Origin of the sequence: Rothia sp. (in: high G+C Gram-positive bacteria), from assembly GCF_015265375.1 — a bacterium.
Taxonomy (GTDB): Bacteria; Actinomycetota; Actinomycetes; order Actinomycetales; family Micrococcaceae; genus Rothia.
The window spans coordinates 1-24,568 of sequence record NZ_JABZXW010000015.1; the positions used below are offsets into that span (position 1 = coordinate 1).

20 protein-coding genes are annotated in these 24,568 nt (G+C 61.7%); 12 read left to right on the forward strand and 8 right to left on the reverse strand.

The genetic code is table 11. The features are described from left to right. Positions 1 to 230: hypothetical protein (locus HXO69_RS03445; protein WP_296545315.1), on the forward strand; the 230-nt coding region annotated here is incomplete at its 5' end. Positions 231 to 362: 132 nt separating this feature from the next. Here HXO69_RS03445 and HXO69_RS03450 read toward each other — a convergent pair. Then, complete coding sequence (locus HXO69_RS03450; protein WP_296545316.1) at positions 363 to 1,961, reverse strand: ABC-F family ATP-binding cassette domain-containing protein; 1,599 nt, start codon at positions 1,959 to 1,961, stop codon at positions 363 to 365. Positions 1,962 to 2,253: 292 nt separating this feature from the next. On the opposite strand from HXO69_RS03450, the gene HXO69_RS03455 reads away from it, so the two are divergent. The 3 genes from HXO69_RS03455 to HXO69_RS03465 are packed head-to-tail and all read left to right on the forward strand — an operon-like array spanning position 2,254 to position 4,494. Further along, entirely contained in the window at positions 2,254 to 2,895 is a 642-nt protein-coding gene (locus HXO69_RS03455; protein WP_049341262.1) for a biotin transporter BioY, read from the forward strand. 32 nt (positions 2,896 to 2,927) lie between these two features. Beyond that, on the forward strand, positions 2,928 to 3,830 hold the full coding sequence (locus HXO69_RS03460) for an energy-coupling factor ABC transporter ATP-binding protein (RefSeq protein WP_296545318.1): 903 nt from the start codon (positions 2,928 to 2,930) through the stop codon (positions 3,828 to 3,830). Next, positions 3,820 to 4,494 carry an energy-coupling factor transporter transmembrane protein EcfT gene (locus HXO69_RS03465; protein ID WP_296545319.1) on the forward strand — a complete coding sequence of 225 codons (675 nt, stop codon included), beginning with the start codon at positions 3,820 to 3,822 and terminating at the stop codon, positions 4,492 to 4,494. The genes HXO69_RS03460 and HXO69_RS03465 overlap by 11 nt, the downstream gene beginning before the upstream one ends. 133 nt (positions 4,495 to 4,627) lie before the next feature. On the opposite strand, the gene HXO69_RS03470 is transcribed toward HXO69_RS03465, so the two are convergent. Further along, positions 4,628 to 5,482 carry a DUF4253 domain-containing protein gene (locus tag HXO69_RS03470; protein ID WP_296545320.1) on the reverse strand — a complete coding sequence of 285 codons (855 nt, stop codon included), beginning with the start codon at positions 5,480 to 5,482 and terminating at the stop codon, positions 4,628 to 4,630. Positions 5,483 to 6,024: 542 nt separating this feature from the next. Between HXO69_RS03470 and HXO69_RS03475 the strand changes: the two genes are divergently transcribed. Further along, positions 6,025 to 6,525, forward strand: a complete 501-nt coding sequence (locus HXO69_RS03475; protein ID WP_070690255.1) for an HD domain-containing protein — start codon at positions 6,025 to 6,027, stop codon at positions 6,523 to 6,525. 96 nt (positions 6,526 to 6,621) lie between these two features. Here the strand turns inward: HXO69_RS03475 and HXO69_RS03480 are convergent, their stop codons facing one another. The 5 genes from HXO69_RS03480 to HXO69_RS03500 all read right to left on the reverse strand — a co-directional run bounded on the left by HXO69_RS03480 (position 6,622) and on the right by HXO69_RS03500 (position 11,555). Then, positions 6,622 to 6,951: a metal-sulfur cluster assembly factor gene (locus tag HXO69_RS03480; RefSeq protein ID WP_294641102.1), complete on the reverse strand. Its 330-nt coding sequence runs from the start codon at positions 6,949 to 6,951 to the stop codon at positions 6,622 to 6,624. A gap of 39 nt (positions 6,952 to 6,990) precedes the next feature. Next, complete coding sequence (gene sufC, locus HXO69_RS03485; RefSeq protein WP_005509109.1) at positions 6,991 to 7,749, reverse strand: Fe-S cluster assembly ATPase SufC; 759 nt, start codon at positions 7,747 to 7,749, stop codon at positions 6,991 to 6,993. Between the two features lie 19 nt (positions 7,750 to 7,768). Next, positions 7,769 to 9,043 carry a Fe-S cluster assembly protein SufD gene (gene sufD / locus HXO69_RS03490; protein ID WP_296545326.1) on the reverse strand — a complete coding sequence of 425 codons (1,275 nt, stop codon included), beginning with the start codon at positions 9,041 to 9,043 and terminating at the stop codon, positions 7,769 to 7,771. Further along, a complete protein-coding gene (gene sufB / locus HXO69_RS03495; RefSeq protein ID WP_070830766.1) occupies positions 9,043 to 10,500 on the reverse strand; it encodes a Fe-S cluster assembly protein SufB in 1,458 nt (485 codons plus the stop codon). Before sufB ends, sufD begins: the two co-directional genes overlap by 1 nt. A gap of 188 nt (positions 10,501 to 10,688) precedes the next feature. Then, a complete protein-coding gene (locus tag HXO69_RS03500) occupies positions 10,689 to 11,555 on the reverse strand; it encodes a metalloregulator ArsR/SmtB family transcription factor (protein WP_070830764.1) in 867 nt (288 codons plus the stop codon). 176 nt (positions 11,556 to 11,731) lie between these two features. On the opposite strand from HXO69_RS03500, the gene HXO69_RS03505 reads away from it, so the two are divergent. From HXO69_RS03505 to HXO69_RS03535, 7 genes are all read left to right on the forward strand, one after another. Next, positions 11,732 to 12,865: an ABC transporter ATP-binding protein gene (locus tag HXO69_RS03505; RefSeq protein WP_296545330.1), complete on the forward strand. Its 1,134-nt coding sequence runs from the start codon at positions 11,732 to 11,734 to the stop codon at positions 12,863 to 12,865. Next, complete coding sequence (locus HXO69_RS03510; RefSeq protein WP_296545332.1) at positions 12,862 to 13,776, forward strand: ABC transporter permease; 915 nt, start codon at positions 12,862 to 12,864, stop codon at positions 13,774 to 13,776. The genes HXO69_RS03505 and HXO69_RS03510 overlap by 4 nt, the downstream gene beginning before the upstream one ends. A 698-nt stretch (positions 13,777 to 14,474) precedes the next feature. Continuing rightward, the gene (tkt, locus tag HXO69_RS03515; RefSeq protein ID WP_296545333.1) at positions 14,475 to 16,577 is read left to right on the forward strand and encodes a transketolase; all 2,103 of its coding nucleotides are present in this window, start codon (positions 14,475 to 14,477) and stop codon (positions 16,575 to 16,577) included. 181 nt (positions 16,578 to 16,758) lie between these two features. Further along, positions 16,759 to 17,859 (forward strand): transaldolase, encoded by a 1,101-nt coding sequence (gene tal / locus HXO69_RS03520; protein WP_296545335.1) that lies wholly within the window; start codon positions 16,759 to 16,761, stop codon positions 17,857 to 17,859. Positions 17,860 to 18,153: 294 nt separating this feature from the next. Beyond that, entirely contained in the window at positions 18,154 to 19,701 is a 1,548-nt protein-coding gene (zwf, locus tag HXO69_RS03525) for a glucose-6-phosphate dehydrogenase (protein ID WP_070830755.1), read from the forward strand. After that, positions 19,698 to 20,684 (forward strand): glucose-6-phosphate dehydrogenase assembly protein OpcA, encoded by a 987-nt coding sequence (locus HXO69_RS03530; RefSeq protein ID WP_049347008.1) that lies wholly within the window; start codon positions 19,698 to 19,700, stop codon positions 20,682 to 20,684. Before zwf ends, HXO69_RS03530 begins: the two co-directional genes overlap by 4 nt. Further along, positions 20,677 to 21,768 carry a 6-phosphogluconolactonase gene (locus HXO69_RS03535; RefSeq protein WP_296545337.1) on the forward strand — a complete coding sequence of 364 codons (1,092 nt, stop codon included), beginning with the start codon at positions 20,677 to 20,679 and terminating at the stop codon, positions 21,766 to 21,768. Before HXO69_RS03530 ends, HXO69_RS03535 begins: the two co-directional genes overlap by 8 nt. A 123-nt stretch (positions 21,769 to 21,891) precedes the next feature. Here HXO69_RS03535 and HXO69_RS03540 read toward each other — a convergent pair whose 3' ends face one another. Next, complete coding sequence (locus HXO69_RS03540) at positions 21,892 to 24,480, reverse strand: hypothetical protein (RefSeq protein ID WP_296545338.1); 2,589 nt, start codon at positions 24,478 to 24,480, stop codon at positions 21,892 to 21,894. Positions 24,481 to 24,568 lie beyond the last annotated feature (88 nt).

Here is a 24,568-nt window from a genome sequence, read left to right on the forward strand (position 1 = left end):
CTGAAATATCGACTGAGAGCTTTTCTTTCCCTCAGAAAAACCCACAAGGCAACATGATTTCCCGTCAAATACGCCGCGAGTTTCGTGTGTCAGAACCCACAAATCACATGCACGGGAAAGCAATTACACCACATATGATCAGAAAACAATACAACCCCACGGGTCAGGTCACATTTTTCTGCGATATGCACCAGAAAAATGCCAGCAATATATCCGCAGCACATGTTTAGACCACAGAAATACGCGGAGAACAATAAATACAGCGCGCAATACACCGCAATACACAGGGGAGGCCCCGGCACCACACGGTACCGGGGCCTCCCTGTACTTTTATGTCAGCTTTTACGCCAGCGGATTACGCTTTAAGCCAGCGAAATTAGATCCTGGTAATCCTTCGACCACAGGTCCTCCACCGCATCCGGCAGAAGCAGCACACGCTCCGGATCCAGCGCCTCCACGGCGCCCTCATCGTGAGAAACCATCACGATTGCACCCTGGTACGCCTTCAGCGCGTTCAGAATCTCCTCGCGCGAGGCGGGGTCCAGGTTATTGGTCGGCTCATCCAGCAGCAGCACGTTCGCACTCGACGCCCCCAGAGTTGCCAGCGACAGACGGGTCTTCTCGCCGCCAGAAAGAACGCCGGCAGGCTTATCCACGTCATCACCGGAGAACAGGAACGAACCCAGAATCGTACGCACGCGGGTGTCATCCAGATCCGGGGCGGCAGACTTCATGTTCTCAAAGACGGTGCGGTCGCCATCCAGAATTTCGTGTTCCTGCGCAAAATAGCCCAGCTTCGCGCCGTGACCGTACACAACCTCACCCGTATCGGGCTGAGTGGAACCCGCCAGCATGCGCAGCAGAGTGGTCTTACCGGCACCATTCAGGCCCAGCACCACCACGCGCGAACCGCGGTCAATCGCCAAATCAACGTCCGTGAAAATCTCCAGAGAGCCATAGGACTTCGACAGGCCCTGGGCAGAGAGCGGAGTCTTACCGCACGGTGCCGGATCCGGGAAGCGAATCGCCGCAACCTTATCGCTCTGACGCTCATCCTCCAGGCCGCGTAGAAGCTTCTCAGCACGCTTAATCATCTGCTGAGCAGCCACAGCCTTCGTCGCCTTCGCGCGCATCTTATTCGCCTGCTCCATCAGAGCATTCGCCTTCTTCTGCGCGTTCGCACGCTCACGCTTGCGGCGGTGCTCATCCTGCTCACGCTGAGTCAGGTAGTTCTTCCAGCCCATGTTGTACTGGTCAATCACGCAGCGGTTCGCATCCAGGTAGAAGACGCGGTTGACGACCAGCTCCATCAGGTCAACATCGTGGCTAATGACCATCAGGCCACCCGAGAAGTTCTTCAAGAAATCGCGCAACCACAGAATCGAGTCGGCGTCCAGGTGGTTGGTCGGCTCGTCCAGCAGCATGGTGTCCGCATTGGAGAAAAGAATACGCGCCAGCTCCACGCGGCGACGCTGACCACCCGACAGAGTAGACAGCGGCTGGGCGAGCACACGCTCCGGCAGGTCCAGGTTGGAGGTGATGACCGCTGCCTCCGACTCAGCCGCGTAGCCGCCGCCAGCAATGAACTCAGCCTCAAGACGGTCGTAGCGGCGCATACCCTTAGCGCGCGCCGCCGGGTCCTCACTCGCCATATCATCCTGCGCCTGACGCATCTTGCGCGCCACACCGTCCAGGCCACGCGCCGAAAGGATGCGGTCACGCGCCAGCTGGCTCATGTCATCCACCTTCGGGTCCTGCGGAAGGTAGCCGATAGTGCCGCTGCGGGTCACCGTACCGTCAGCGGGCAGGGTCAGACCGGCAAGCACCTTAGTCATGGTGGTCTTACCGGCACCGTTGCGGCCCACCAGACCAATCTTGTCGCCCTTATCGATGCGGAAGGTGACCTCTTCCATGAGCAGGCGCGCGCCTGCACGCAATTCGAGGTTCTGTACAGCAATCATGGGTGCCTTTCCGGATGGCGGTCTGGTGTGTGGGTTGATAGTGCTCGGTAGGCGGGATTTGCCGGGTTAGAGGCGGCGAGCGCGCGGAGCACCTCATCAATTTTAGTGCAGGTGTGCCGAGTGCGCATGTGGGGCACCTTTTGTTTTCACGGTGTGCGGTGTACGATACATACCGAACACCATTCATAGAACATTGTTCAAAAATTGGGTTGTGACAAGCAGTCAACCACCGCCACCCTCAACTCTGTAGAAAAATCTGCAGAGCAATACGTATCAAAGGAGTACCACCCCAATGACCGATTCCGTGCGCGAATCAGCCCAGGAACCCCAGGCAACTCAGGCACCGCGCCGTAACGTAGCGGCAAAGACCTCCCTCGCCACAGACCTCTCCCTCATCGCAGTGTTCGCGGGCTTCATCGCCGCGCTCGCCATCATGCCCGCCGTCAGCTTGGGCGGCGTTGCGGTTCCCTTCACCTTCCAGACCCTCGGCATTTACATCACCGCTCAGGTGCTCGGCGGCAAGCGTGCCACCGCCTCCGTGGCGCTGTACCTGCTGGTTGGTTTTGCTGGCCTGCCCATCTTCGCTAAGGGCGGCGCCGGTTTGGGTACGCTCGCCTCCCCGAGTGCCGGCTACCTGCTTGGCTTCCTGCCCTTCGCCGCTATTGCCGGTACCCTCGCCTACCTGTTCACCCGCAACACCCGTTCGGTTGGTGCGACCTTCCTCATGGCTCTGGTCGCGAACTTCTGCGGTTTTGTGGTTCTGACCGCCTGCGGTATCGCCGGTATGATGGTGAACGCCCACATGACTTTTGACGCCGCGTTCAGCGCGGCAATGGTATTCGTTCCCTGGGATCTGGTGAAGTCCACGATCGCGGTTCTGGTTGGTTTGTCGGTACGCCGCGCCTTCCCGTCCCTGGCTTCTGCCCAGCGTTAAAGGCACACGATGTGCCACACGAGAGGATAGCTATGTTTTTTCGCCGCTCCACGCGCCAGCCTGCACCGCAGCAGGTGCAAGGCGAGCAGGCGGTGAGCGCCTCTACCAGCATGCCCGCCCTTGAGCTTGAATCGGTGAGTGTTTTCACTGAGCTGCCCGAAGGCGGGCATCGCCGTATCCTCAAGGATGTGAGCCTGCAGTTCACGGCGAAGCGCACCGCGGTGCTGGGTCTGAACGGTAGTGGCAAGTCTACCCTACTGGGGCTTTTCAATGGGCTCACCCACCCGGATGAAGGTATTGTGCGCGTGAACGGTGTCGACACACTGGAGACACCGAGCCGCGGCTCGACGGACGCTCGCGGTCATTCGCAGGGCGCTTTTGAGGGTGTGGGCATGCTCTTCGCCCAGCCGGAGGCGCAGCTGATTATGCCCACCGTTGCCGAAGATATTGACCTGAGTCTGCGCCGTGCCGCCGCCATTGAAGGTAGTGCCCTCAGCGGTGGGCAGCGCCGCGAACGGATTCGTGAACTGCTCCGCGAGCGCGGCCTCGAACGCCTGGAGGACCAGAGCGTTTTCACCCTCTCAGGAGGCGAAAAGCAGCTGGTTGCTCTCACCAGCGTGCTGGCGGCGCGCCCGCAGATTCTTCTGCTCGATGAGCCGACCACCCTGCTGGATTTGCGCAATCGCGCGCGGCTACTCAAGCATTTGGAGTCGCTGGATCAGATGCTGGTGCTCAGCACGCACGACCTGGATTTGGCGGCGTCCTGCGATGAAGCCGTCATTATTCATGACGGCCGTTTGCTCGCTCAGGGGGATGCGGCACAGCTGGTGCAGCAGTACCGTACGTGGTGTGCCGAGGGGTTCCCGAACGAGGGCGCCGATATCGAAGATGCAGGCGACAGCACGGACACTGCAGGAGGCGTCCATGGGCGCTAACACGCCGCGCGTGAATCCTCGCCCCGCCGGCCAGGGCTCGGATTTCAACCCCGGTACTCTGCTGGTGGGTTTCTACCAGCCGCTGGGCACGCCGGTGCATCGGGCGCCGCTGTGGCTCAAGGGGGCGCTCTTCTTTGGGCTGTTCCTGCTATTAGCGGTGACCGGCTGGCAGGTGGCGCTCGTGGCTTTGGTCGCGTCCACGCTGTGCGCGCTGTGGGCTGGTGTGCCCGCCTCCCAGTTGTGGCTGGTGGTTCGCACGTTGTCTCTGCTGCTGCTGATTATGGTTGCCTATTACGTATTTACGGGGCAGTACGCCTCCGGTGCGGATGCTATTGCGACCATGCTGACCGCATTCTATGCGTCCCGCGCTCTGCTGGTGAGCACTCCCCTGCCGGTTCTGATTGACGGCTTTGTGCGGCTCTGTTCGCCGCTGCGTTTCGTGGGTCTGTCTCCTGAGCGGCTGGGTTTGCTGATTGCGTTGATGGTCCGCTCGATTCCGGCGCTCATGGACCGCTGGGGTGCGCTGCGTCGCGCGGCTGTGGCGCGTAATCTGCCCAAACGCATGTACTGGCGACTGCTGATTCCGTGGGTCGTGCAAGCAGTGGATTACGCGACGGCGACCGCTAAGGCGTTGCGGGCGCGGCACGTGGACGAGCTGAAATAGCGCAGCAGCGTAACGCTGTAACCACGAGCGGACCTGCACAAATACGCGAAAAGGCACAGATAAGCGAAAAGGGGCGGGGCGAACCGTGTAGGTTCACCCCGCCCCTGCTTTTAACTCACATTACTCAAGCGGTTTAGAACGGCTCGACAACTAGTGCCGCGGGGAGCTGCTCCCACCACAGGTACCAGTCGTGCTGGCCGTAGAGCGCCTCCACGAGCTTGTCGAAGCCGCGGTAGACACGCACCGGCATCGCCGAGGAAACCATCGTGTGCTCGACCGCCAGGATTTCGGCGTCGCGGCGGGTTGTGACCGGCACCGGCGTGTAGAACTCGATAAAGTCCGAGGCGATAACAGCCGGGTAGGCGTCATCGCGTTCAAACCAGTAGCGGGCAATGGACAGCATCGCCTCGGGGCTGGGGCTGGAATCCCAGCCGCCGAAGGGCAGGTAGGCAAATACCCCGGATACATCCCGCAGCGGCAGGTCCATAATCAGCAGTTCCGCGGCGCTGTCAATGTCGGTAGCTTTGACCTTCTCATTGATGATGCCGGCGGTCAGCTCAAAGGGGTACTCCGCTTTCAGGGGCGTACCAATATCGTCTTCACCGAGTTCGCCGTTCTCCATGAGACGGCGGTAGGTCTGCAGGTAGGCGTTCTCGTTCAGCTGTCGGAACGCCTCATGCGCGGCGATTTCTACACCGACCTGATCCAGGTAATGATGCTGGTCGGTGATGAGCTCATGTGCGTACCGCTCAACGGTGTCGGCGGTGATGTCCTGCACTGGGGTTGAGGTACGCAGGGAGACGTTATTCTCAATGGTCCCGAGCAGGGTCGGGTCGAGGGCAACCACGATGGGGGTTGTTCCCCGATTCTTGCCCTCGTAAAGGTGTTCGAGGTATCGCCGGTTAAGTTCGGCTCGTGGGGCGCCGTGGCGGATTCGCTCGTGTGGGTAGGGATACAAAGCGACGAAGCGCTCGTAGAGCTCTGCCATGGTGTTCTCCGATGTTTGGTTGCCCCCAGTTTATCGCGTATTTTCGCACAAAAATACGGGTTTTTGGATGTTTTATCAGGGCGCAGAGGGCGTGTAATTTTTTCGTTTGATGAGTGTGTATCGGTGTGTGCTAAACACGCTTAAACTGTCTTTGTGTTGGGCGGTTTGCGCACCCGTTTTCGCCAGAAAAAGTTAAGAAATTTTTTGCCACCATATGAGATTTTGGGCGAGTTACACCGGGCGGTGCCAAAGGGGGCGGCAGACACTTTCGCGGAGGTGCGGGGCGCCTCCTGCGGGTCGGTATCCGCTGCCAGAACTCGGGTAGAACAGGCACCAAGTTCATGATTTACAGCCATAAAACGCCCTATTTTCTTCTTCTGCGCGTCATATTTGACGTATTAGGGGCGTCTCGGGCGAGTTCCGCCGCCGCCGCGTAGCTGCTGGAGTAAAGTGTTGGTACCAGCTACCACCCGTGCCGCGTTGGTGCGGAAAACGTCGCTGGGACCATCAACTCGCAGGAGTTCAAACCAACGGAGGTTCTCATGTCGAATAACTACTACAAAGAGATGGTTCGCCTGGCAGACAGCATCGCTGATAAGGCGCATGAGGGGCAGACTGACCGTAACGGCTGGCCCTATATCTCCCACCCTCGCCGTGTGGCTCTTGGGGTACGTAAGCTTGCGGGTGAGTTGGCTGCCGCAACTCACCCTGATATCTCTTTGGAGGAGCTGAAGGCTGAAGCGCAGATTGTGGCGCTGCTGCATGACACGGTGGAGGATACCGGCGTTTCTCTCGCTTTCTTGGCGCGTCACTTCTCGGCGCGTATTGTGGATGCGATTGATGCCTTGACCCGCCGCCCGGGTGAGTCGCGTGAGTCGTATCTGAGCCGGGTGCGTGTGAATGATTTGGCTCGTCTGGTGAAGCTTGCCGATATTGCGGATAATACTGACCCGCAGCGTTTGGCGCTTCTGGAGGAACCGACTCGTACCTGCCTCATGATCAAGTATGAGCACTCGCTGAAGCTGCTGCACCTGAACGACTAGGTAGACGCAAAACCCAGAAGACACAAAAATACCCGCCCGGTGCCGAAGGCATACACCTTCCGCACCGGGCGGGCACTCTATCTGCAAGTCAGGAGCTTAGATGTTGAAGCCCAGCGCGCGCATCATATCGCGGCCGTCCTCAGTAATACGCTCCGGGCCCCACGGCGGCATCCAAACCCAGTTCACACGCCAAGACTCAACCAGGTTATCCAGGTTAGCCTGAACCTGCTCCTCAATAACCTCCTGCAGCGGGCACGCCGCGGTGGTCAGAGTCAGGTCCAGAATGAGGGTTCCGTCCTCATCCCAGCGCAGACCGTAGAGCAGACCGAGGTCAACAATATTGACGCCGAGCTCCGGGTCAATGACCTCCTTGAGGGCTTCCTCAATCTCTTCCTGAGGAACACGACCCTGCACAGTCTCAGTCATAGTTCTATCTTTCTGTCAGAATCCGGTAGGAGAAGAAGCTTACTTCTTACCCACGTAAGAAACGTAGCCCTCTTCTTCCAGGCGGTCAGCCAGCTCGGGGCCGCCCTGGTCAACCATCTTGCCGTCCACGAACACGTGCACGAACTGCGGCTTGATGTAGCGCAGGATGCGGGTGTAGTGGGTAATCAGCATGACGCCCATGTCGTTAGCCTCGTGCGCACGGTTCACGCCCTCAGACACGATCTTCAGTGCGTCAACGTCCAGACCGGAGTCGGTCTCATCCAGGATGCCGAACTTGGGCTTGAGCAGCTCCAGCTGAAGGATCTCGTGGCGCTTCTTCTCACCGCCGGAGAAGCCCTCGTTCACGTTACGTGCGATGAAGTCGGGGTCAATCTCCAGGTTCTTCATAGCTTCCTTAACGTCCTTGGTCCAGGTACGCAGGGAGGGAGCCTTGCCATCCACAGCGGTCTTAGCGGAACGCAGGAAGTTAGACATGGTCACACCGGGGATCTCAACCGGGTACTGCATAGCCAGGAACAGGCCTGCACGTGCACGCTCGTCCACGCTCATCTCGGTGATGTCCTCACCGTCGAGCAGGATCTGACCGGAGTCAACCTGGTACTTGGGGTGGCCAGCAATGGTGGAAGCCAGAGTGGACTTACCGGAACCGTTCGGGCCCATGATTGCGTGAATCTCGCCCGAGTTGATGGTCAGGTTAACGCCCTTCAGGATGGGCTTGGTGGTTTCGTCGTCGAGGATAACCGAGACGTGAAGGTCCTTGATTTCAAGAGTAGACATTGATTTCTCCTGGTAAAGCTTAGTTGTTGCTGAGGGCGAGCTCTGCCTCAAGGGCCTCGGTGAGCTGCTCTTCAAGTTCGGGAACACGGATCTGCTGAATGATCTCGTTCAGGAAGCCGCGCACGACCAGACGGCGTGCCTCAGCCTCCGGAATACCGCGAGCCTGCAGGTACCACAGGTGCTGCTCATCGAGCTGGCCGGTGGTGGATGCGTGGCCGGCGCCCTCAATCAGGCCGGTCTCAATCTCCAGGTTCGGCACGGAGTCGGCGCGGGGGCCAACTTCCAGCAGCAGGTTACGGTTCAGCTCGTAGGTGTCGGTGCCTTCTGCATCCTTACCAATCAGAACGTCACCAACCCATACGGAGTGCGCACCCTTACCCTGCAGCGCACCCTTGTAGGTCACGCGGGACTTGCAGTTGGGTACGGAGTGGTCCACGAACAGGCGGGACTCAATGTGCTGACCTGCGTCTACGAAGTACAGGCCGTACATTTCAGTCTCAGCGCCGGGAGCGGTGAACTTGGTGGAGGGGGTCACGCGCACCAGGTCGCCGCCGAGGGACACCACAACGTGCTTGAAGCGTGCGTTGCGGCCCAGCTTAGCGTAGTGTGCGGAGGTGTGGATCGCGTCGTCAGCCCACTGCTGCACGGAAACAACGTTCAGCTCAGCCTCGTCGTTCACCACGAACTCAACGTTCTGTGCCAGGACGGTGGAGCCGGTGTGGCGCAGAACCACGACAGCCTTCGAGAAGGGCTTAGCCTCAATCACGATGTGCTGTGCGGCAGGCTCGTTGCCGGTGCCGGTGATGTCGATTTCCACGTGCTCGGACAGCTCAGCCTCGGCGGGGATGGTCACCACGGTTGCTTCGGTGAAGCTGGACCATGCGTTTGCTGCCACGCGGTCCTCAGGGATACCTGCGGAGCCAATGCGTGCATCCTCGCGGGAGACGGTCTCAACCTGAACCTGCTCGGGTGCAGTAATCTTCGGTGCCGGTGCGGTGCCGGTCAGCTTCTCCAGGTGCAGACCGCCCAGACGCTTCAGCGGGGTGAAGCGCCAGTCCTCTTCACGACCGGTCAGCGGTGCGAAGTCCTCCACATTGTAGGAGGTCTTACGCTCTGCACGGGATGCTTCGAGTACCTTCTGGACGTTGTTCGGGTTGGAGCCCTGGTGGTGTGCCTCGGTGGCACGGTACAGGGTGTCATCGTGGGCGAACTCGGTGGCGAGCTTCTCGCCCTCCTGGTCCATGCCGGGGATGATCGGGGAGTGGTAACCCAGGGTTTCTTCGTTGGTCGGCATTAGCCCACAGATCCTTCCATCTGAAGTTCGATCAGGCGGTTCAGTTCGAGTGCGTACTCCATCGGCAGCTCGCGGGCGATAGGCTCAACGAAGCCGCGGACGATCATCGCCATTGCTTCTTCTTCGCTCAGGCCGCGCTGCATCAGGTAGAACAGCTGGTCCTCGGAGACGCGGGAAACGGTCGCCTCGTGACCCATGGTCACATCGTCCTCGCGGACATCCACGTAGGGGTAGGTGTCGGAGCGGGAGATGGTGTCCACCAGCAGTGCGTCACAGACCACGGAGGACTTGGAGTGCTTAGCGCCCTCACGCACCTGAACCAGGCCGCGGTATGCGCTACGGCCGCCGTTACGTGCCACGGACTTGGACACAATGGTCGAGGAGGTGTTCGGTGCAATGTGAACCATCTTCGAACCGGTGTCCTGGTGCTGACCCTCACCCGCGAATGCGATGGACAGGGTCTCACCCTTAGCGTGCTCGCCGACCATGTAAACAGCCGGGTACTTCTGGGTGACCTTCGAACCGATGTTGCCGTCCACCCATTCCATGGTGGCACCCTCGTGCGCAACCGCACGCTTGGTCACCAGGTTGTAGACGTTGTTCGACCAGTTCTGGATGGTGGTGTAGCGAACGCGTGCGTTCTTCTTCAGCACAATCTCAACCACTGCGGAGTGCAGGGAGTCGGACTTGTAGATGGGGGCGGTGCAGCCCTCAATGTAGTGAACGTAGGAGCCCTCGTCAGCGATGATCAGGGTGCGCTCGAACTGACCCATGTTCTCGGTGTTAATACGGAAGTACGCCTGCAGCGGGATTTCCACGTGAACTCCCGGGGGAACGTACACGAAGGAGCCACCGGACCATACGGCGGTGTTCAGTGCGGAGAACTTGTTGTCACCAATCGGGATGATGGAGCCGAAGTATTCCTTGAACAGTTCGGGGTATTCGCGCAGACCGGTGTCGGTGTCGACGAAGATCACGCCCTGCTTCTCCAGGTCCTCACGGATCTGGTGGTACACGACCTCGGACTCATACTGTGCAGCCACACCCGCGACGAGCGAGTTACGCTCCGCCTCGGGAATACCCAGGCGCTCGTAGGTGGTGCGGATGTCCTCGGGCAGTTCGTCCCAAGAAGCCGCCTGACCCTCGGTCGAGCGCACGAAGTACTTGATGTTGTCGAAGTCGATTTCGGAAAGATCCGCACCCCAGGTGGGCATGGGCTTACGCTCGAAGAACTTCAGCGCCTTCAGACGCATGTCCAGCATCCACTGGGGTTCGTTCTTCTTCGCAGAGATGTCGCGCACGACGTCCTCGTCCAGGCCGCGCTTTGCTACCTGGCCTGCTGCGTCGGAGTCTGCCCAACCGTACTCGTAGTTACCAATGCCCTCGAGTTCGGGGTTCATCTCCAGGATCTCTGAAATGACGGTGTCGTTGGCGTTCTGCCCAACTTTCTCAGTCATTACGGCCTTTCTTCGATGGTTATTACATTTCTCTCCGTCACCTGCCGGTTGCAGGCGCGGTAGTTTAGGGGGCTGAGGCCGCGCTCAACCACGACGCGTAGCGGTGCGTGGTGTGGGCGGGTTTCAGCGTGCGGGTCGCGCCCCTTACGGGTTCGTCAGGGGCGTGCCGCCGGGTACTGCTGTGAGTGTTACGCGGAAGGTTTCTCTGCGGATTCCTCGGCGTTCTTCTCGCTCTCGGCGGTGACGCGGTTCAGGGGCACGTGCGTGGTACACACGTGAGCGCCCGAAGCCATGGTCGAGAGCCTACGCACATCAACGCCGAGCAGGTCGGAAATAATCCCGGTTTCCTGTTCGCAGAACACCTGGAAGTCGCCGGCGAGGTCGCGTACCGGGCAGTGGCCCTGGCACAGCTGAATGCTCGCGAGAAAGTGTTCGGGAACAGTTCGTCCTGCAGGAGGCGCGGTGACCTGAGCTGTCGCCACGAAACCGTCCTTGCTCATGGCTTCTGCGAGCGCCTGCGCTCGGGCTGCCACGTCGTCACCGGCGGCTTCTACGACGGGTCGGTAGCGGGCTTCCATTTCTGCGGCGCGGGCGGAGGCGAAAGCTTCGAGGGCTTCCTGGCCAACCGTGTCGCGGAGCATTTGCAGGGCGTCGCGGGCGATGATGAGGTAGTCGTTGCCGAGGCGTTCGTGGCCCTGGGGGGCGATCACGTAGCGGCGGGCGGGTCGTCCGGCTCCGGCGCCGTGCTTCTTGATGGGCGCAACCTCAATCATGTTGTTTGATTCGAGGGCGTCGAGGTGGCGGCGTACTGCTGCGGGGGTGAGGCTGAGGAGCTCACCGAGGGTTGCTGCGGACACGGGGCCGTTGTTGAGAACTTCACGGAGAACGCGGTCCCTGGTGCGTTCTTCTGCCTCGGCTTTGCGCTTGGATGTGCGTGCCGCGGAGGACTTTGTACTGGAAGCACCAGTAGAGCCCGAGGCGGCGGTTCGGGTGCCGTTTCGGGTCTGCGCCTCGTTCGTTGAGGCGCGCTGAGAGGTCTTGTTCACGGAATACACAAATAAAGTATGTCCTAATTACTTTTTCTTTGGCTAGTTAGGTACCCCTACTTGATAACTTTTCAACCTGAAGGTGAACATTTGAGTCGTAACGGGTGTGCCTTAAACGTGAGTTAGGGCATAAGATGAAAGGTGCACACACGCTCATTCATCGAAAAAATCGAAAGTGACTGTCTATGGAGACCACCACCGCGGGCCAGCAGGACCACCCGGGGCGTGCATCCGCCGCACCAACGGCGCGCACTGAGCACCACACGGAGCCCAGCGCCTCCCCCACCGCACGACGACGCACCATCGCAGAAGAACCAGCGCTCAGCATTAAAGACCTCATCAAAGAGTTCAAACCCTCACGCGCCTTCCGCACCAAATACCCCGAACGGCTCACCGCCAGCGGGCTCTACCGCGCCGTCAACAAGGTCAACCTGCGCGTCTTCCCCGGTGAGGTGGTCGTCCTCCTCGGCGCGAACGGTGCGGGTAAGACCACGACCCTCGCCTGCGCCCAGGGTCTGCTCAAGCCCACCCGCGGTACCGTGCGCCTACTCGGCGAGAACCCCCTCCTGGCGGACCCGGAACTGCGTGCCAAGGTCGGCATTATGCTCCAGGACGGCGGCCTGCCCAACGCCATGCACCCCATCCCGCTGCTCGAGCATATTTCAACCATGTACACCGACCCGTACCCGGTCGAAGAGCTCGCAGAACGCCTGGGCATTGACGCTTTTAACGGCACCACGATTCGCCGCCTCTCGGGCGGTCAGAAGCAGCGTGTCTCCCTTGCCGCCGCGCTCATCGGCCGCCCGGACGTGCTCTTCCTCGACGAGCCCTCCGCGGGCCTGGACCCGCAATCCCGCAACGTCGTCTTCGACATTATTCGTGAACAGCGTGAACTCGGCACCGCGATTGTGCTCACCACGCACCTGATTGACGACGCACAGAAGCTCGCCGATTACGTCTACATCATTGAAAACGGCACCACGGTTCAGGAAGGCACCGTCTCCGAGCTCATCGCCAGCGACGGTACGAACCGCCTGCAGTACACCCTGGATGCGCCCACCCCCACCCGCGAGCAGCTGCTGCCCGCGCATCTGCGCGCCGGTGTGGAGCTCATCGAGAAAGTGCCCTACACCCCGGCTCGTGACGGCGCGCCCTCCGTGCCCGGCGAGTATGAGCTGGTCGGCGCGCTGCGCCCCGAGCACCTGGCGGCGTTTACCTCCGCTCTCGCTGAGCGTTACCTCATGCCTATTTCTCTGACCATGGAACCGAAGACTCTTGAGGATGTCTTCCTCGACATTTCAGGACGTGATATCCGATGAGCAACACCGCACGCAGCAACACCTCACGTAACAACAACGAGCGAGCAGAACCTCAGGCAGAAGAACACCGCGCGGAAGAACGCCGATTGGAAGAACGCGCCGTAAACACCCGCCCCAAGGTCTCTTCCATTGACGAGGATGAGGAGTACATTCCCCCGCGCGCAAACTACCCGCTCGTGCGCGTCATCGAGCAGGGCCGCTACGAGACCATGGCGATGCTCCGCAACGGCGAGCAGCTGATGCTGAACATTATTTTTCCCGTCATGGCGCTTATCGCCCTGCGTTTTACCGGCCTGATTGATGAGTACGCAAACTCGGTCGGCGTGTCCCGCATGGATGCGGCGGTCCCCGGCGTTCTGGCGCTCTGCGTGATTTCTACGGCGTTGTCCGGTCAGGGCATTGCCACCGGTTTTGATCGCCGCTACGGTGTGCTGCGATTCCTGGCGACCACTCCCCTGGGCCGCAACGGTCTGATTATGGGCAAGTGCATTGCGGTGCTGGTGGTCGTGGCGATTCAGTTCACGCTGGTTGCGGTGCTCGGCTACGGTCTGGGCTGGCGTCCGGACGCTATCGCCGTCTCGCGCTCCATCATCACGATGCTCATGGGTGCCGGCGCGTTTACGGCGCTGGGTCTGCTCATCGCCGGTACGGTGCGTGCAGAGGCGACCCTCGCCATCGTGAATATCGCCTGGGTGATTCTTGCCGGCGCCGGCGGCGTGGTGTTCCCGCTGAAGTCCTTCCCGGACTGGTACGCCGGGGTTGTGGCGTGGTCCCCCTCAGCGGCTCTGGGCGATGCGTTGCGCGGCAACTTCATTCAGCATCAGTGGCTCGCCGAACCGCACTGGGTAATCATCGTGTGGACCGTGGTCATTGGGTTTATTGCCTCGCGCAAGTTCAAGTGGTCTGACTAGTAGCAACCTGGCAGGTGGTAGCGCTTTTCGCGCATACAGCTAAAGCAACCGAAAGTTAAAAGGCGGGCGCCGGATATGTTTCCGACCATATCCGGCGCCCATTTATTTAACACAAACCTTTAGCCTCAACCACACACAGTGTGCACGGTCAGAGACTAAAAGATAGCACCCTTCTCCAGAACCTTATATCTCGCCACCACAGCAAGATAATCATCAGTTCCCACGCGGAGGAGGGGCTTCAATCACCGAGATGCAGACCGACCCAACCACTGTTTCGGTCCGCAACCTTCCTGCTCAACCTTAACATGAGATTCACCACTTACACAAAAATTGTTACGTTACTGAACAATATTCAGCGCATAGCTCAGAAACACGGCTCAAACGTTCACCGTGAAATCCGCAGAGCCCGCGTTGTGGCGTCGCTTTTTCTCCATCTCAGCCCCGTATCACCCTGTGAATGTCTGCATTCACACACCGGATACTTCCGCCCAGTGAACTATCCTGTTAAAACGAAAGGGTCGAAACAACTCTCCGGACGCCCCGCACACATCACTCCGTGTGCCCCGCACCTACCCTGGTACCTACCCCGTCACCTACCGGCGCGGGAATAAGCACCCCGGAAGGCACGTTACACCCGACGGACAGCGCGCTAGCACAAGCCTGCTGGCGCATCCACTCACGTTGCGAAAGGAACCCACGTGGCAGAGAACTTCCAGTGGACAGAAACCGACCAGCGCGCCGTAGATACCGCACGTATCCTCGCCGCAGACGCCGTAGAGAAGGTCGGCTCCGGCCACCCCGGTACCGCAATGAGCCTGGCGCCGGTCGCCTACCTGCTCTTCCAGAAGGTCATGAACCAGGATCCCTCCGACGACCGCTGGGAAGGCCGTGACCGCTTCATCCTGTCCCCCGGCCACACCTCCCTCACCCTGTACACTCAGCTGTTCCTCGGTGGCTACGGCCTGGAAATGAAGGACCTGGAAGCCCTGCGCACCTGGGGTGCCCTCACCCCCGGCCACCCCGAATACAAGCACACCAAGGGTGTAGAAATCACCACCGGCCCGCTCGGCCAGGGCCTGGCATCTGCCGTTGGTTTCGCCTACGCACAGCGCCGTATGCGCGGCATGTTCGACCCCGAAGCAGCACCGGGCACCTCCCCCTTCGACCACCACGTCTACGTCATTGCCTCCGAGGGTGACGTGCAGGAAGGCGTCACCGCCGAGGCGTGCGCGCTCGCAGGTCACCAGGAGCTCAGCAACCTGATTGTCGTGTGGGACCGCAACCACATCTCCATTGAAGAAGACACCGACGTTGCCTTCACCGAAGACGTGGCAAAGCGCTACGAGTCCTATGGCTGGGACGTTCAGCGCGTGGACTGGACCCGCACCGGCGACTACGTTGAGGACGTCGCAGAACTCTACGCCGCTATTGAGCGTGCGAAGGCTGTCACCGACAAGCCCTCCTTCATTGAGCTGCGCACCATCATCGGCTACCCCGCCCCCACCAAGCAGAACACCGGCGCAGTGCACGGCTCCAAGCTCGGTGCTGAAGAGGTTGCCGCAACCAAGGAACTGCTCGGCTTCGACCCCGCCAAGAGCTTCGCTATTGAAGAGAACGTGCTGGCACACACCCGCCAGCTCGTTGAGCGCGGTGCTGCGGCACACAAGGCATGGGACGAGAAGTTCGAGGCGTGGGCAAAGGCAAACCCCGAGCGCGCCGAACTGTACAAGCGCCTCGTCGCAGGCGAACTGCCCGCAGACTACAAGGCTGCCTTCCCCGTGTTCGAGGCTGGCACCTCCGTGGCAACCCGCGCGGCATCCGGCACCGTCATCAACGCCATTGCTGACACCTTCCCCGAACTGTGGGGCGGCTCCGCTGACCTCGCCGGTTCGAACCTGACCACCATCAAGGGTGCAGAGTCCTTCAACCCGGCATCGCGTAGCACCGAAGACTGGACTGCGAACCCCTACGGTCGCGTTCTGCACTTCGGTATTCGCGAGCAGGCTGCCGCAGCTATCGTCAACGGTATTGTGCTCTCCTCCCCGACCCGCGCGTTCTCGGGCACCTTCTTCGTGTTCTCCGACTACCAGCGCCCGGCTGTTCGCCTTTCCGCACTGATGGGCGTTCCCGCACTGTACGTGTGGACCCACGACTCCATCGGCGTGGGTGAGGACGGCCCCACCCACCAGCCGATTGAGCACCTCTCCTCCCTGCGCGCTATCCCCGGCTTCGACGTGGTTCGCCCCGCGGACGCTAACGAAACCGCCGTCGCATGGCGCACCATCCTGGAGAAGTCCGACCGCCCCGCAGGCCTCGTGCTCTCCCGCCAGAACCTGCCCGTCTGGGCTCGTGAAGACGTGCACGCAGACGCTGAAGGTGAGAAGTTCGCTTCCGCTGAGGGCACCGCACGCGGCGGCTACATCATGGCTGACACCGAAGGCACCCCGGACGTCATCCTGATCGCTACCGGTTCCGAGGTTGAGCTGGCTATCCAGGCTCGCGCAACCCTGGCTGAGCAGGGCATCGCGGCACGCGTGGTCTCCATGCCTTCGCGTGAGTGGTTCGCTGAGCAGGACGCAGAATACCGCGAGTCGGTTCTGCCCTCCTCGGTTGCGGCACGCGTCTCCGTCGAGGCTGGCCTGGCAATGAGCTGGTACGACCTGCTCGGCACCGCCGGCCGCGCCGTGTCCATCGAGCATTTCGGTGCATCCGCCGACGCGAAGACCCTGTACCGCGAATTCGGTATCACCGCGGAGGCTGTCGTGGCTTCCGCTAAGGAATCCATCGACGCCGCTAAGTAGGCAATAACAACGCCGCGGTAACTGCCGCGCACACCGCACCTCCTGTACGGGCGCCTCTGTACGGGTGGGGTGCAGACGCAACGGGTAGGCTCCGGCTGACCACTCAGCCGGAGCCTCCCGCCGCCCAGAAGATTTCACTGATATCTCAATTTTCATTTGACAAAGAATCGAAGGTTTTCACATGTCTGAGTCCACTCAGAAGCTTTCCGACGCCGGCGTCTCCATCTGGCTTGACGACCTCTCCCGCGAGCGTCTGACCAGCGGCAACCTCGCCGAACTCATCAAGACCCACAACGTTGTCGGCGTGACCACCAACCCCACCATCTTCGCTGGTGCGCTCTCCAAGGGCGCCGCATACGCTGAGCAGATGCGTGAGCTTGCTGTCGCCGGTGCAAGCGTTGAAGAAGCAGTCTTCGCCGCAACCTGCGACGACGTACGCAACGCCTGCGACGTGTTCGCACCCGTCTACAAGGCATCCAACGGTTTTGACGGCCGCGTCTCCATCGAGGTTGACCCCCGCCTGGCACGCGACGCTGAGGGCACCGCCAAGATGGCACGTGAACTCTACGAGCGCGTGGGCCGCGAAAACGTCATGATTAAGATCCCCGCAACCCAGGAAGGCCTGCGCCCCATCGCAGAGACCCTGGCGGCAGGCATCAGCGTGAACGTGACCCTGATCTTCTCCCTGACCCGCTACCGCGAGGTCATCAACGCCTACATGCTCGGCCTGGAGCAGGCACTGGAGAACGGCAAGGACCTGTCCACCATCCACTCCGTCGCATCCTTCTTCGTCTCCCGCGTAGACACCGAAATCGATGCACGCCTCGAAGCTGCCGGCGGCGACGCTGTGCAGCTGAAGGGCAAGGCAGGCCTGGCAAACGCACGCCTCGCCTACGAGGTCTTCGAGGAGATGTTCTCCTCCGAGCGTTGGGCACGCCTGCAGGCACACGGCGCGAACGTACAGCGCCCGCTGTGGGCATCCACCGGCGTGAAGGACCCCGCGCTGCCCGACACCCTCTACGTGACCGGCCTGGTTGCACCGAACACCGTGAACACCATGCCCGAGGCAACCCTGAACGCTGTTGCCGACCACGGCGAGGTCACCGGCAACACCATCGTTCCGAACTACTCCGAGTCCAACGAGGTTCTGGACGCTATCTCCGCTCACGTCTCCTACCCGGAGGTCGTGGAGAAGCTCGAGGTTGAGGGCCTGTCCAAGTTCGACGTCTCCTGGGAAGAGCTGCTGCAGACCGTCCGCGAGGCACTCGAACAGGCCAAGTAGCCGCTAGTAGCCGCCGAACTATAGCGCGGCACTAACCGCTGTCGGTGTGCACCGCCCGATGCGCACCGCGGCACCGCACCCTAATCCGCCGGGATTTTCGCCAGGGTTCCCGCCCGAGCTTCACCACTCAGGCCACCCCGGGGAATCTCGGCGGGTTAGGTGCCCCTCATATCATTCCGTCAAAAACCGGTACAATACAGGGACACACCTTCCAGAATGCGGCATCGCCTCCGCGCGAATAAGGTACGAACCGCGCGCCGCACGAACCAACCAAGGCAATCAAAGGAATATATTGTGACTAACGGTCATGAAGCGAACCCCCTCAGGGACACTCGCGACCGCCGCATTACCCGCATTGCGGGGCCGTCCGCGCTCGTCTTCTTTGGCGTAACCGGTGACCTGGCCCGCAAGAAGCTGCTTCCGGCAGTGTATGACCTCATGAACCGCGGTTTGCTCCCGCCGAGCTTCGGCCTCGTCGGCTTCGGCCGCCGCCCCTGGAGCGATGACGACTTCCGCGCCTACGTGCGTGAATCTGTTGAGGCAAACGCCCGCACCCCCTTCCGCGAGGACGTGTGGAACCAGTTCCAGCAGGGCATGCGATTCGTTGAAGGTGCCTTCAACGACGACGCAGCCTTCGAAAAGCTCAAGAGCACCCTTGCAGAGCTCGACGAGCGTGGCGCTCACGGCAACCACGCCTTCTACCTCTCCATCCCCCCGAAGGCATTCGAGCAGGTCCTCACTAAGCTTGCCGAACACGACCTCGCATCGCGCGATAACGACACCGTTAACCCCGTTGACGGTTGGCGCCGCGTGGTCATTGAGAAGCCCTTCGGCCACAACCTTGAGAGCGCACGCGAACTGAACTCCATCGTGGAGGCAGTCTTCCCGCCCGACGCCGTGTTCCGCATCGACCACTACCTGGGCAAGGAAACCGTTCAGAACATCCTGGCGATGCGTTTCTCCAACCAGATGTTCGAGCCCCTCTGGAACTCCCACTACGTGGACCACGTCCAGATCACCATGGCTGAAGACATCGGCATCGGCTCCCGCGCAGGCTACTACGACGGCGTGGGTGCGGCCCGCGACGTCATCCAGAACCATCTGCTGCAGCTGCTCGCCCTCACCGCCATGGAAGAGCCCCTCAGCCTCGACGCGAAGCACCTGCGCGCCGAGAAGGCTAAGGTCCTCGAAGCTGTGCGCATCGACGACCTGCCGAACTCCTTCGCGCTCGGCCAGTACGCTGCAGGCTACCAGGGCGGCGAGCACGTCAACGGCTTCTTCGACGAGAACGACATCCCCGCCGACTCCCGCACCGAAACCTTCGCAGCGCTGAAGGTGTCCATCGCAAACCGCCGCTGGGAAGGCACCCCCTTCTACCTGCGCGCCGGCAAGCGCCTGGGCCGCCGAGTCACCGAAATTGCCGTGGTCTTCAAGAAGTCCTCCGACCGTCTCTTCGGCGAACGCGAAAACCCGCAGGTCGGCCAGAACGCCATCGTCATCCGCGTGCAGCCCGACGAAGGCATGACCATCCGATTCTCCGCGAAGGTGCCCGGCACCCAGATGGAAATCCGCGACGTCAACATGGACTTCGGCTACGGCCACTCCTTCACCGAAGAGTCCCCCGAAGCCTACGAGCGTCTCATCCTGGACGTTCTGCTCGGCGAGCCGCCGCTGTTCCCCCGCCATGAAGAAGTTGAGCTCTCCTGGAAGATCCTCGACCCCTTCGAAGAGTACTGGGAAGAAAACCGCATTAAGCCTGAACCCTACGAGTCCGGTTCGTGGGGTCCGCGTTCAGCACACGAGATGCTTGAGCGTGACAACCGCGCTTGGAGGCGCCCGTGATCTCGCACCTGCATAACACCACCGTTTCCGCCATCAACAAGGAACTGAGCCACCTGACTGCCGCCAACGGTAGCCTCAGCAGTGGACGAGTTCTCACCCTCGTTGTTCTCGCGGAAAAGGGCCACTCCCGGGAAGCAATGCGCGCCGCGATTCGTGCCTCCCACGAACACCCGAGCCGCATTATTGTGCACATCTCCCACGACCCGCTCGACCCCGACCAGCTGGATGCAGAAATCCACCTCGGCGGCGACACCGGCGCATCCGAGATGATTGTTCTGCGCGGCTGGGGTAGCGCATCCCGCCCGACCGAGGCGCTGATTTCCGGTCTGCTGCTGCCGGACTCCCCCATCGTGGTCTGGTGGCCGCACTCGGTACCCGAGAACCCGGCACAGCACTCCATCGGTCGTATCGCGCAGCGCCGCATCACCGATTCGGCACGTGCAGCAGACCCGAAGGAAGCCCTCAAGCACCTCGCCGAGGTGTTCCGTGCCGGCGACACCGACCTGGCGTGGACCCGCCTCACCCTGTGGCGCACCCAGCTGGCTGCGCTCATGGAACAGATGCCTTCCTCCCCCGTGCGCCGCGTGGTTGTGTGGGGTTCGGGCAAGTCCCCGTCCGTGGTGCTGCTCGGTACCTGGCTCGGCTGGAAGCTTGAAGCGCCCGTGCACCTCGCCACCATTGGCGCGGCAAACCGCGGCCTGTACCGCGTCAGCATTGAGCGTGAAGACGGTTCTGTGACGATGTTCCGCCCCGGTATTTCCGTGGCGACCATCTCCACCCCGTACGCACCCGATCAGCAGATTGCGCTGCCGGTGCGTACCCTCGCCGAGTGCATCTCTGAGGAGCTGCGCCGCCTCGACCCGGACGACACCTACGGTGACGTGCTGAAGCAGGCGCTGCGCACCGTAACCCTCGTGGACGATACCTGCCAGCCTGAAGACATGCTGGACCTCGAAGAATACCCGGAGGTTTTCGATGCCTAAGATTCAGAACATGGGCGCATCCACCCCCGTCCTGGTGGCGCACCCGACCCGCGACTCTCTCGCAGCGGACGCGGTGACCCGCATCCTCGACATCATTGAGCACGTGCTCTCTGAGCGCACGATTGCCCACATTTCGCTGACCGGCGGCACCATGGGTATCGCCACTTTGAAGGCGTGGGCTGAGAACGAGCGCGTGAAGGATATCGACTGGTCCCGCGTGCACTTCTGGTTCTCCGATGAGCGTTACGTGCCCGAGCGTAGCCCCGAACGTAATGACGGTCAGGCTATTGAGGCGTTGCTCGCTCCCCTGCTGTCGCACGGCCTGGTTGTGGGTAACGTGCACCGCATGGGTCCGTCCGATATTTTCACCGGCCTTGAGGCTGCCGCCGAGCACTACGCTTTTGAGATGCGCGACTACGCCGGTTCCGCACCGGCTGTGAGCGTGCAGATGCCCGAGGGCGCGACCGAACTGCCGCTGGCTGGTGGTCACGGTGGCGGCGCAGGTCACGAACACGGCGGCTCCGGTGGCTGCGGTTGCGGTGGCTGCGGTTGCGGTTCGTCCGCTCCCGAGCAGTCCCTCGAAGAGACTACCCTGGACGAATTTGACGCTGAGGCTGCTGAGCCCGCAGGTGGTTGCGGATGCGGCGGCGGAGGTTGCGGTGGTGGCGGTGGCCAGTGGCCCGCACCGGTCTTTGACATCACCCTGCTGGGCATGGGCCCGGACGGCCACATTGCGTCCCTGTTCCCGGGCCGTAAGCAGGTTCTGCTGGGTACCGGCCTGCCGGAGGACCCGGTTGAGGGCGGTAAGGCTGTGACCGTGATGGTTTCTGATTCGCCGAAGCCTCCGGCTGAGCGCGTGTCGGTGACCCTGCCGATTATCAACAACTCCCGCAACGTCTTCTTCCTCATTACCGGTGAGGATAAGCAGGATGCGACCAGCCGCCTGCTGGCTGGCGCGAAGCTGGACGCTGAGGATCTGAACGCGGAGCTTCTGCTGGAGACTCCGGCGGTGGGTGCGCGCGGTAAGAAGCAGACCTTGATTTTTGCAACCGAGGAGTCGCTGGCTCCTGAGAACCGTCCGTAAGGTTCGGTTCTGAACTGCATCATCAAAAGAGTGGAGCCCCGGATAGGTGACTATCCGGGGCTCCACCCTTTTGCTATGCAGCGCTACCGCTCAGGGGCGGCAGGACTCTGCGGCTCTTGCTCCTTACGAAGATTCGTCCGCCTCGAAGCCCACGTACAGTGCCGCCAGCGACGGAACCGTCGCCTCCAGCACCTCCTGCGCCTCCTCGGGGCTCGCCGCAAGCTTCGCGCCGGTCAGCTGCAGGTACTCGCGCACCGTCATGGGCTGCGCCCAGTCAAAGTGCTCACGCACGGCGGTGATGTTCGCGCCAGACTGCAACACGTTAATGCCGTGGGCAAGACCAATATCCGTCACCTTCACGATGGCGTCGGTCTCCTCCGGGATGTCGTACGGGTCGCGGTTCTGCAGGTCCACGATGAACGGAAGCACGCCGCGGCTCTCAGCGCGCAAGGTGAACTTGGTGTGCACCTGGCTCACCTCGTGCACCTCGCCCACACCCACGGCGGGCACCACCATGAAGCCCGCCTGCAGGTCGTTCACCGCGGCCAGGGTGTGTGCCTCCCCGAAGCCGGAGTACAGCTGCACCACCGGCACGAGGTAGCACACCTCCGCCTTGAGCGCCTTGCGAGCCTCAATGTCGATGTACTCCCAGGCGCCGCCGGTACCGTCCGTAATGTCGCCGGAGTGGTGCGCGTAAATGGCGCCCTGGCTGTTTTTCACGGTCTGCGACCAGTAGCTGATCTTGTCCATGTAGTTGCCTTCGGCATCGAACATCATCAGCGACAGGTCAATGTCCACGCCCTCATCCCAGAAGCAGAAGAGGCGAATCACGCCGGTGGGCGGCAGGTGCACCGTCGAGGTGTTGTAGCGGCCCATACCGTCCAGGGAGGGGCGGGCACTGCGTGTGTTCAGCGGCATGATTGTATCGCCCACCTGCTCGGGCAGGTAGATGGAGGTCTCGGCAAGACGGCCGGACAGGCCAATCTCGACCAGGCGCTCCAGCAGGTCCAGCACCGCCGGGCTGTACTCGCGCGCCGGAATCATGGTGGCGATACCGGTCTTGGACAGGTTCATGCGCTGCGGGGCGGCAGGCTGAGCCTTCTGAGTGGAGGCCGCGGTACGCTGAGTGTTTCGCGGGCTCTCGGGGACAGAGGTGTGCGGGTTAGACAGGCCGGCGTTACGGTCAAAGAACGAGCCCAGCGGGTTCGGGATACCCGCGTTCTGCATGAGGTTCTGAACTCTCGCGACACCCTCCGGGTTGCGGCGCGCGTAGTCAGCGAGCTCCTGCTCCTCCTGCACCGCCACCGGGTTGGCGGGGCGTTCCTTCGGAGGGTTCGCGAGCGCGTTGCGCTGCAGGGTCACCAGGTTGCGGATCTGCACCAGGATGGGTGCGGACACGCGCGGCGCCACGGCGGCGAACGCGTCAAAGATGACCTGCTGGCCGGGGCTCGGTGCGGTGTCGATGCCGTAGCGCGGCGCCTCAAAAGCGGTCAGGGCGCGCACCAGCTGGCGCGCAAACACGCCGGGGCGGGTGGAGAGCAGACGTGCCACGTTCTGCGCATCCCGGGTGGCGTAAGCGCGGTCCACCAGCGACTCGAAGCTGTACACCTCACCGCGGTACAGGTCGTCAGCCCAGCGGCTCAGCGCGGTCAGCGACGGGTAGTCGCCGGGGTGAATCGCCTTGACGAGGCGCTTATACATTTCAGCGGCGGGCGCGCTGTCGTAGCGGGCACCGACCGGGTCAGCCTCAATGATGCGGTTGAGCAGGTGCGCGATGCGGGTGCGTTCGTTGCGACGCAGCTTCAGGCGCGGCGCGGTGCTCAGGCTCAGGTCGCCCACCGTGCCGTTGAAACGCAGACGCGAGTAGGCGGCGGCGAGGGCGAGCGCCTCCTTCATGGTGCGCAGGCGCTCAGCGTCTTCGGGGTGCAGGCATGCGGCAATGAACACACGGTTCTCGCGGCTGGAGTTCTCCGGTCGGGCAGCCGGCAGCGCATCATGCTGGGCGAGGAAACGGCGCAGCGCCACGAGGTCGCGCTGGTCGGTCTGGTTGTACGCCTGCTGCTGACCGAGCAGCTGCTGGTAGAGGGCACCCGCCATAATCAGGGCGTTCTGCACACCGCTGACCATCTGCAGGTGGCGGCGATTGCGTTCCATACCGATGAGGTTGGTGCGGCTCAGCGGCTGCTGCCACTCGTAGGGCACGTAGTTCTCGGGCAGGCCACCAACGATGCGCTCCGTGCCGTCCGGGTTGTAGTACGGGTTGGAGAGGTAGTGCATGATCTGCTCGGTGTAGCGCTGCTCCTCGGTGAGCGTCAGGGCGCGCAGATCAAAGTCGCGGCGGAACACGCGGCCGGGGCGGTACCCGTACTCGTAGGACCAGATGGTCAAGAACAGGGCAAATTCGTTGGTGCTGACCTTCAGCGCCTGGGCGAGAGATTCCTCGCTGAGGGTCAGGCCGCAATTGCTCAGGGCGGATACTCGCCCCAGGTCGGTGTCGAATACACCAGCCTGGTGCCGCTCATTAATGCTCGAGTAGTTCGAGCGGTAGGCGGGGCCGTACAGGTCGGTGAAGACGTACACGCCGTAGCGGCGCATCAGGATGAGGCGCACGAGGGGGCTGAGGCCTTCGGGTGCTTCGCCGTGAAGGTAGGCGGATTCGTTGAGGTAGGGTGATTCCTGCAGGTAGGGGGATGCGTCGTAGGGAGTGGTCACGGGTCGTCCTTTCCGTTGGTCTCACCCGACTGTCACCGTCGGTGGTGTGTTTATGTTCTTATCGTAGCGTCGTGGGCGCGGGCTGTCG

Excerpts from the sequence above, each read along its gene's own strand:
- HXO69_RS03505 (WP_296545330.1), top strand. The coding sequence starts at position 11,732 with ATGGAGACCACCACCGCGGGCCAGCAGGACCACCCGGGGCGTGCATCC.
- HXO69_RS03465 (WP_296545319.1), top strand. The coding sequence starts at position 3,820 with ATGGGCGCTAACACGCCGCGCGTGAATCCTCGCCCCGCCGGCCAGGGC.
- sufB (WP_070830766.1), bottom strand. The coding sequence starts at position 10,500 with ATGACTGAGAAAGTTGGGCAGAACGCCAACGACACCGTCATTTCAGAG.
- HXO69_RS03460 (WP_296545318.1), top strand. The coding sequence starts at position 2,928 with ATGTTTTTTCGCCGCTCCACGCGCCAGCCTGCACCGCAGCAGGTGCAA.
- HXO69_RS03475 (WP_070690255.1), top strand. The coding sequence starts at position 6,025 with ATGTCGAATAACTACTACAAAGAGATGGTTCGCCTGGCAGACAGCATC.
- sufD (WP_296545326.1), bottom strand. The coding sequence starts at position 9,043 with ATGCCGACCAACGAAGAAACCCTGGGTTACCACTCCCCGATCATCCCC.
- HXO69_RS03510 (WP_296545332.1), top strand. The coding sequence starts at position 12,862 with ATGAGCAACACCGCACGCAGCAACACCTCACGTAACAACAACGAGCGA.
- HXO69_RS03450 (WP_296545316.1), bottom strand. The coding sequence starts at position 1,961 with ATGATTGCTGTACAGAACCTCGAATTGCGTGCAGGCGCGCGCCTGCTC.
- HXO69_RS03535 (WP_296545337.1), top strand. The coding sequence starts at position 20,677 with ATGCCTAAGATTCAGAACATGGGCGCATCCACCCCCGTCCTGGTGGCG.
- HXO69_RS03455 (WP_049341262.1), top strand. The coding sequence starts at position 2,254 with ATGACCGATTCCGTGCGCGAATCAGCCCAGGAACCCCAGGCAACTCAG.
- sufC (WP_005509109.1), bottom strand. The coding sequence starts at position 7,749 with ATGTCTACTCTTGAAATCAAGGACCTTCACGTCTCGGTTATCCTCGAC.
- HXO69_RS03480 (WP_294641102.1), bottom strand. The coding sequence starts at position 6,951 with ATGACTGAGACTGTGCAGGGTCGTGTTCCTCAGGAAGAGATTGAGGAA.
- HXO69_RS03470 (WP_296545320.1), bottom strand. The coding sequence starts at position 5,482 with ATGGCAGAGCTCTACGAGCGCTTCGTCGCTTTGTATCCCTACCCACAC.
- tal (WP_296545335.1), top strand. The coding sequence starts at position 16,759 with ATGTCTGAGTCCACTCAGAAGCTTTCCGACGCCGGCGTCTCCATCTGG.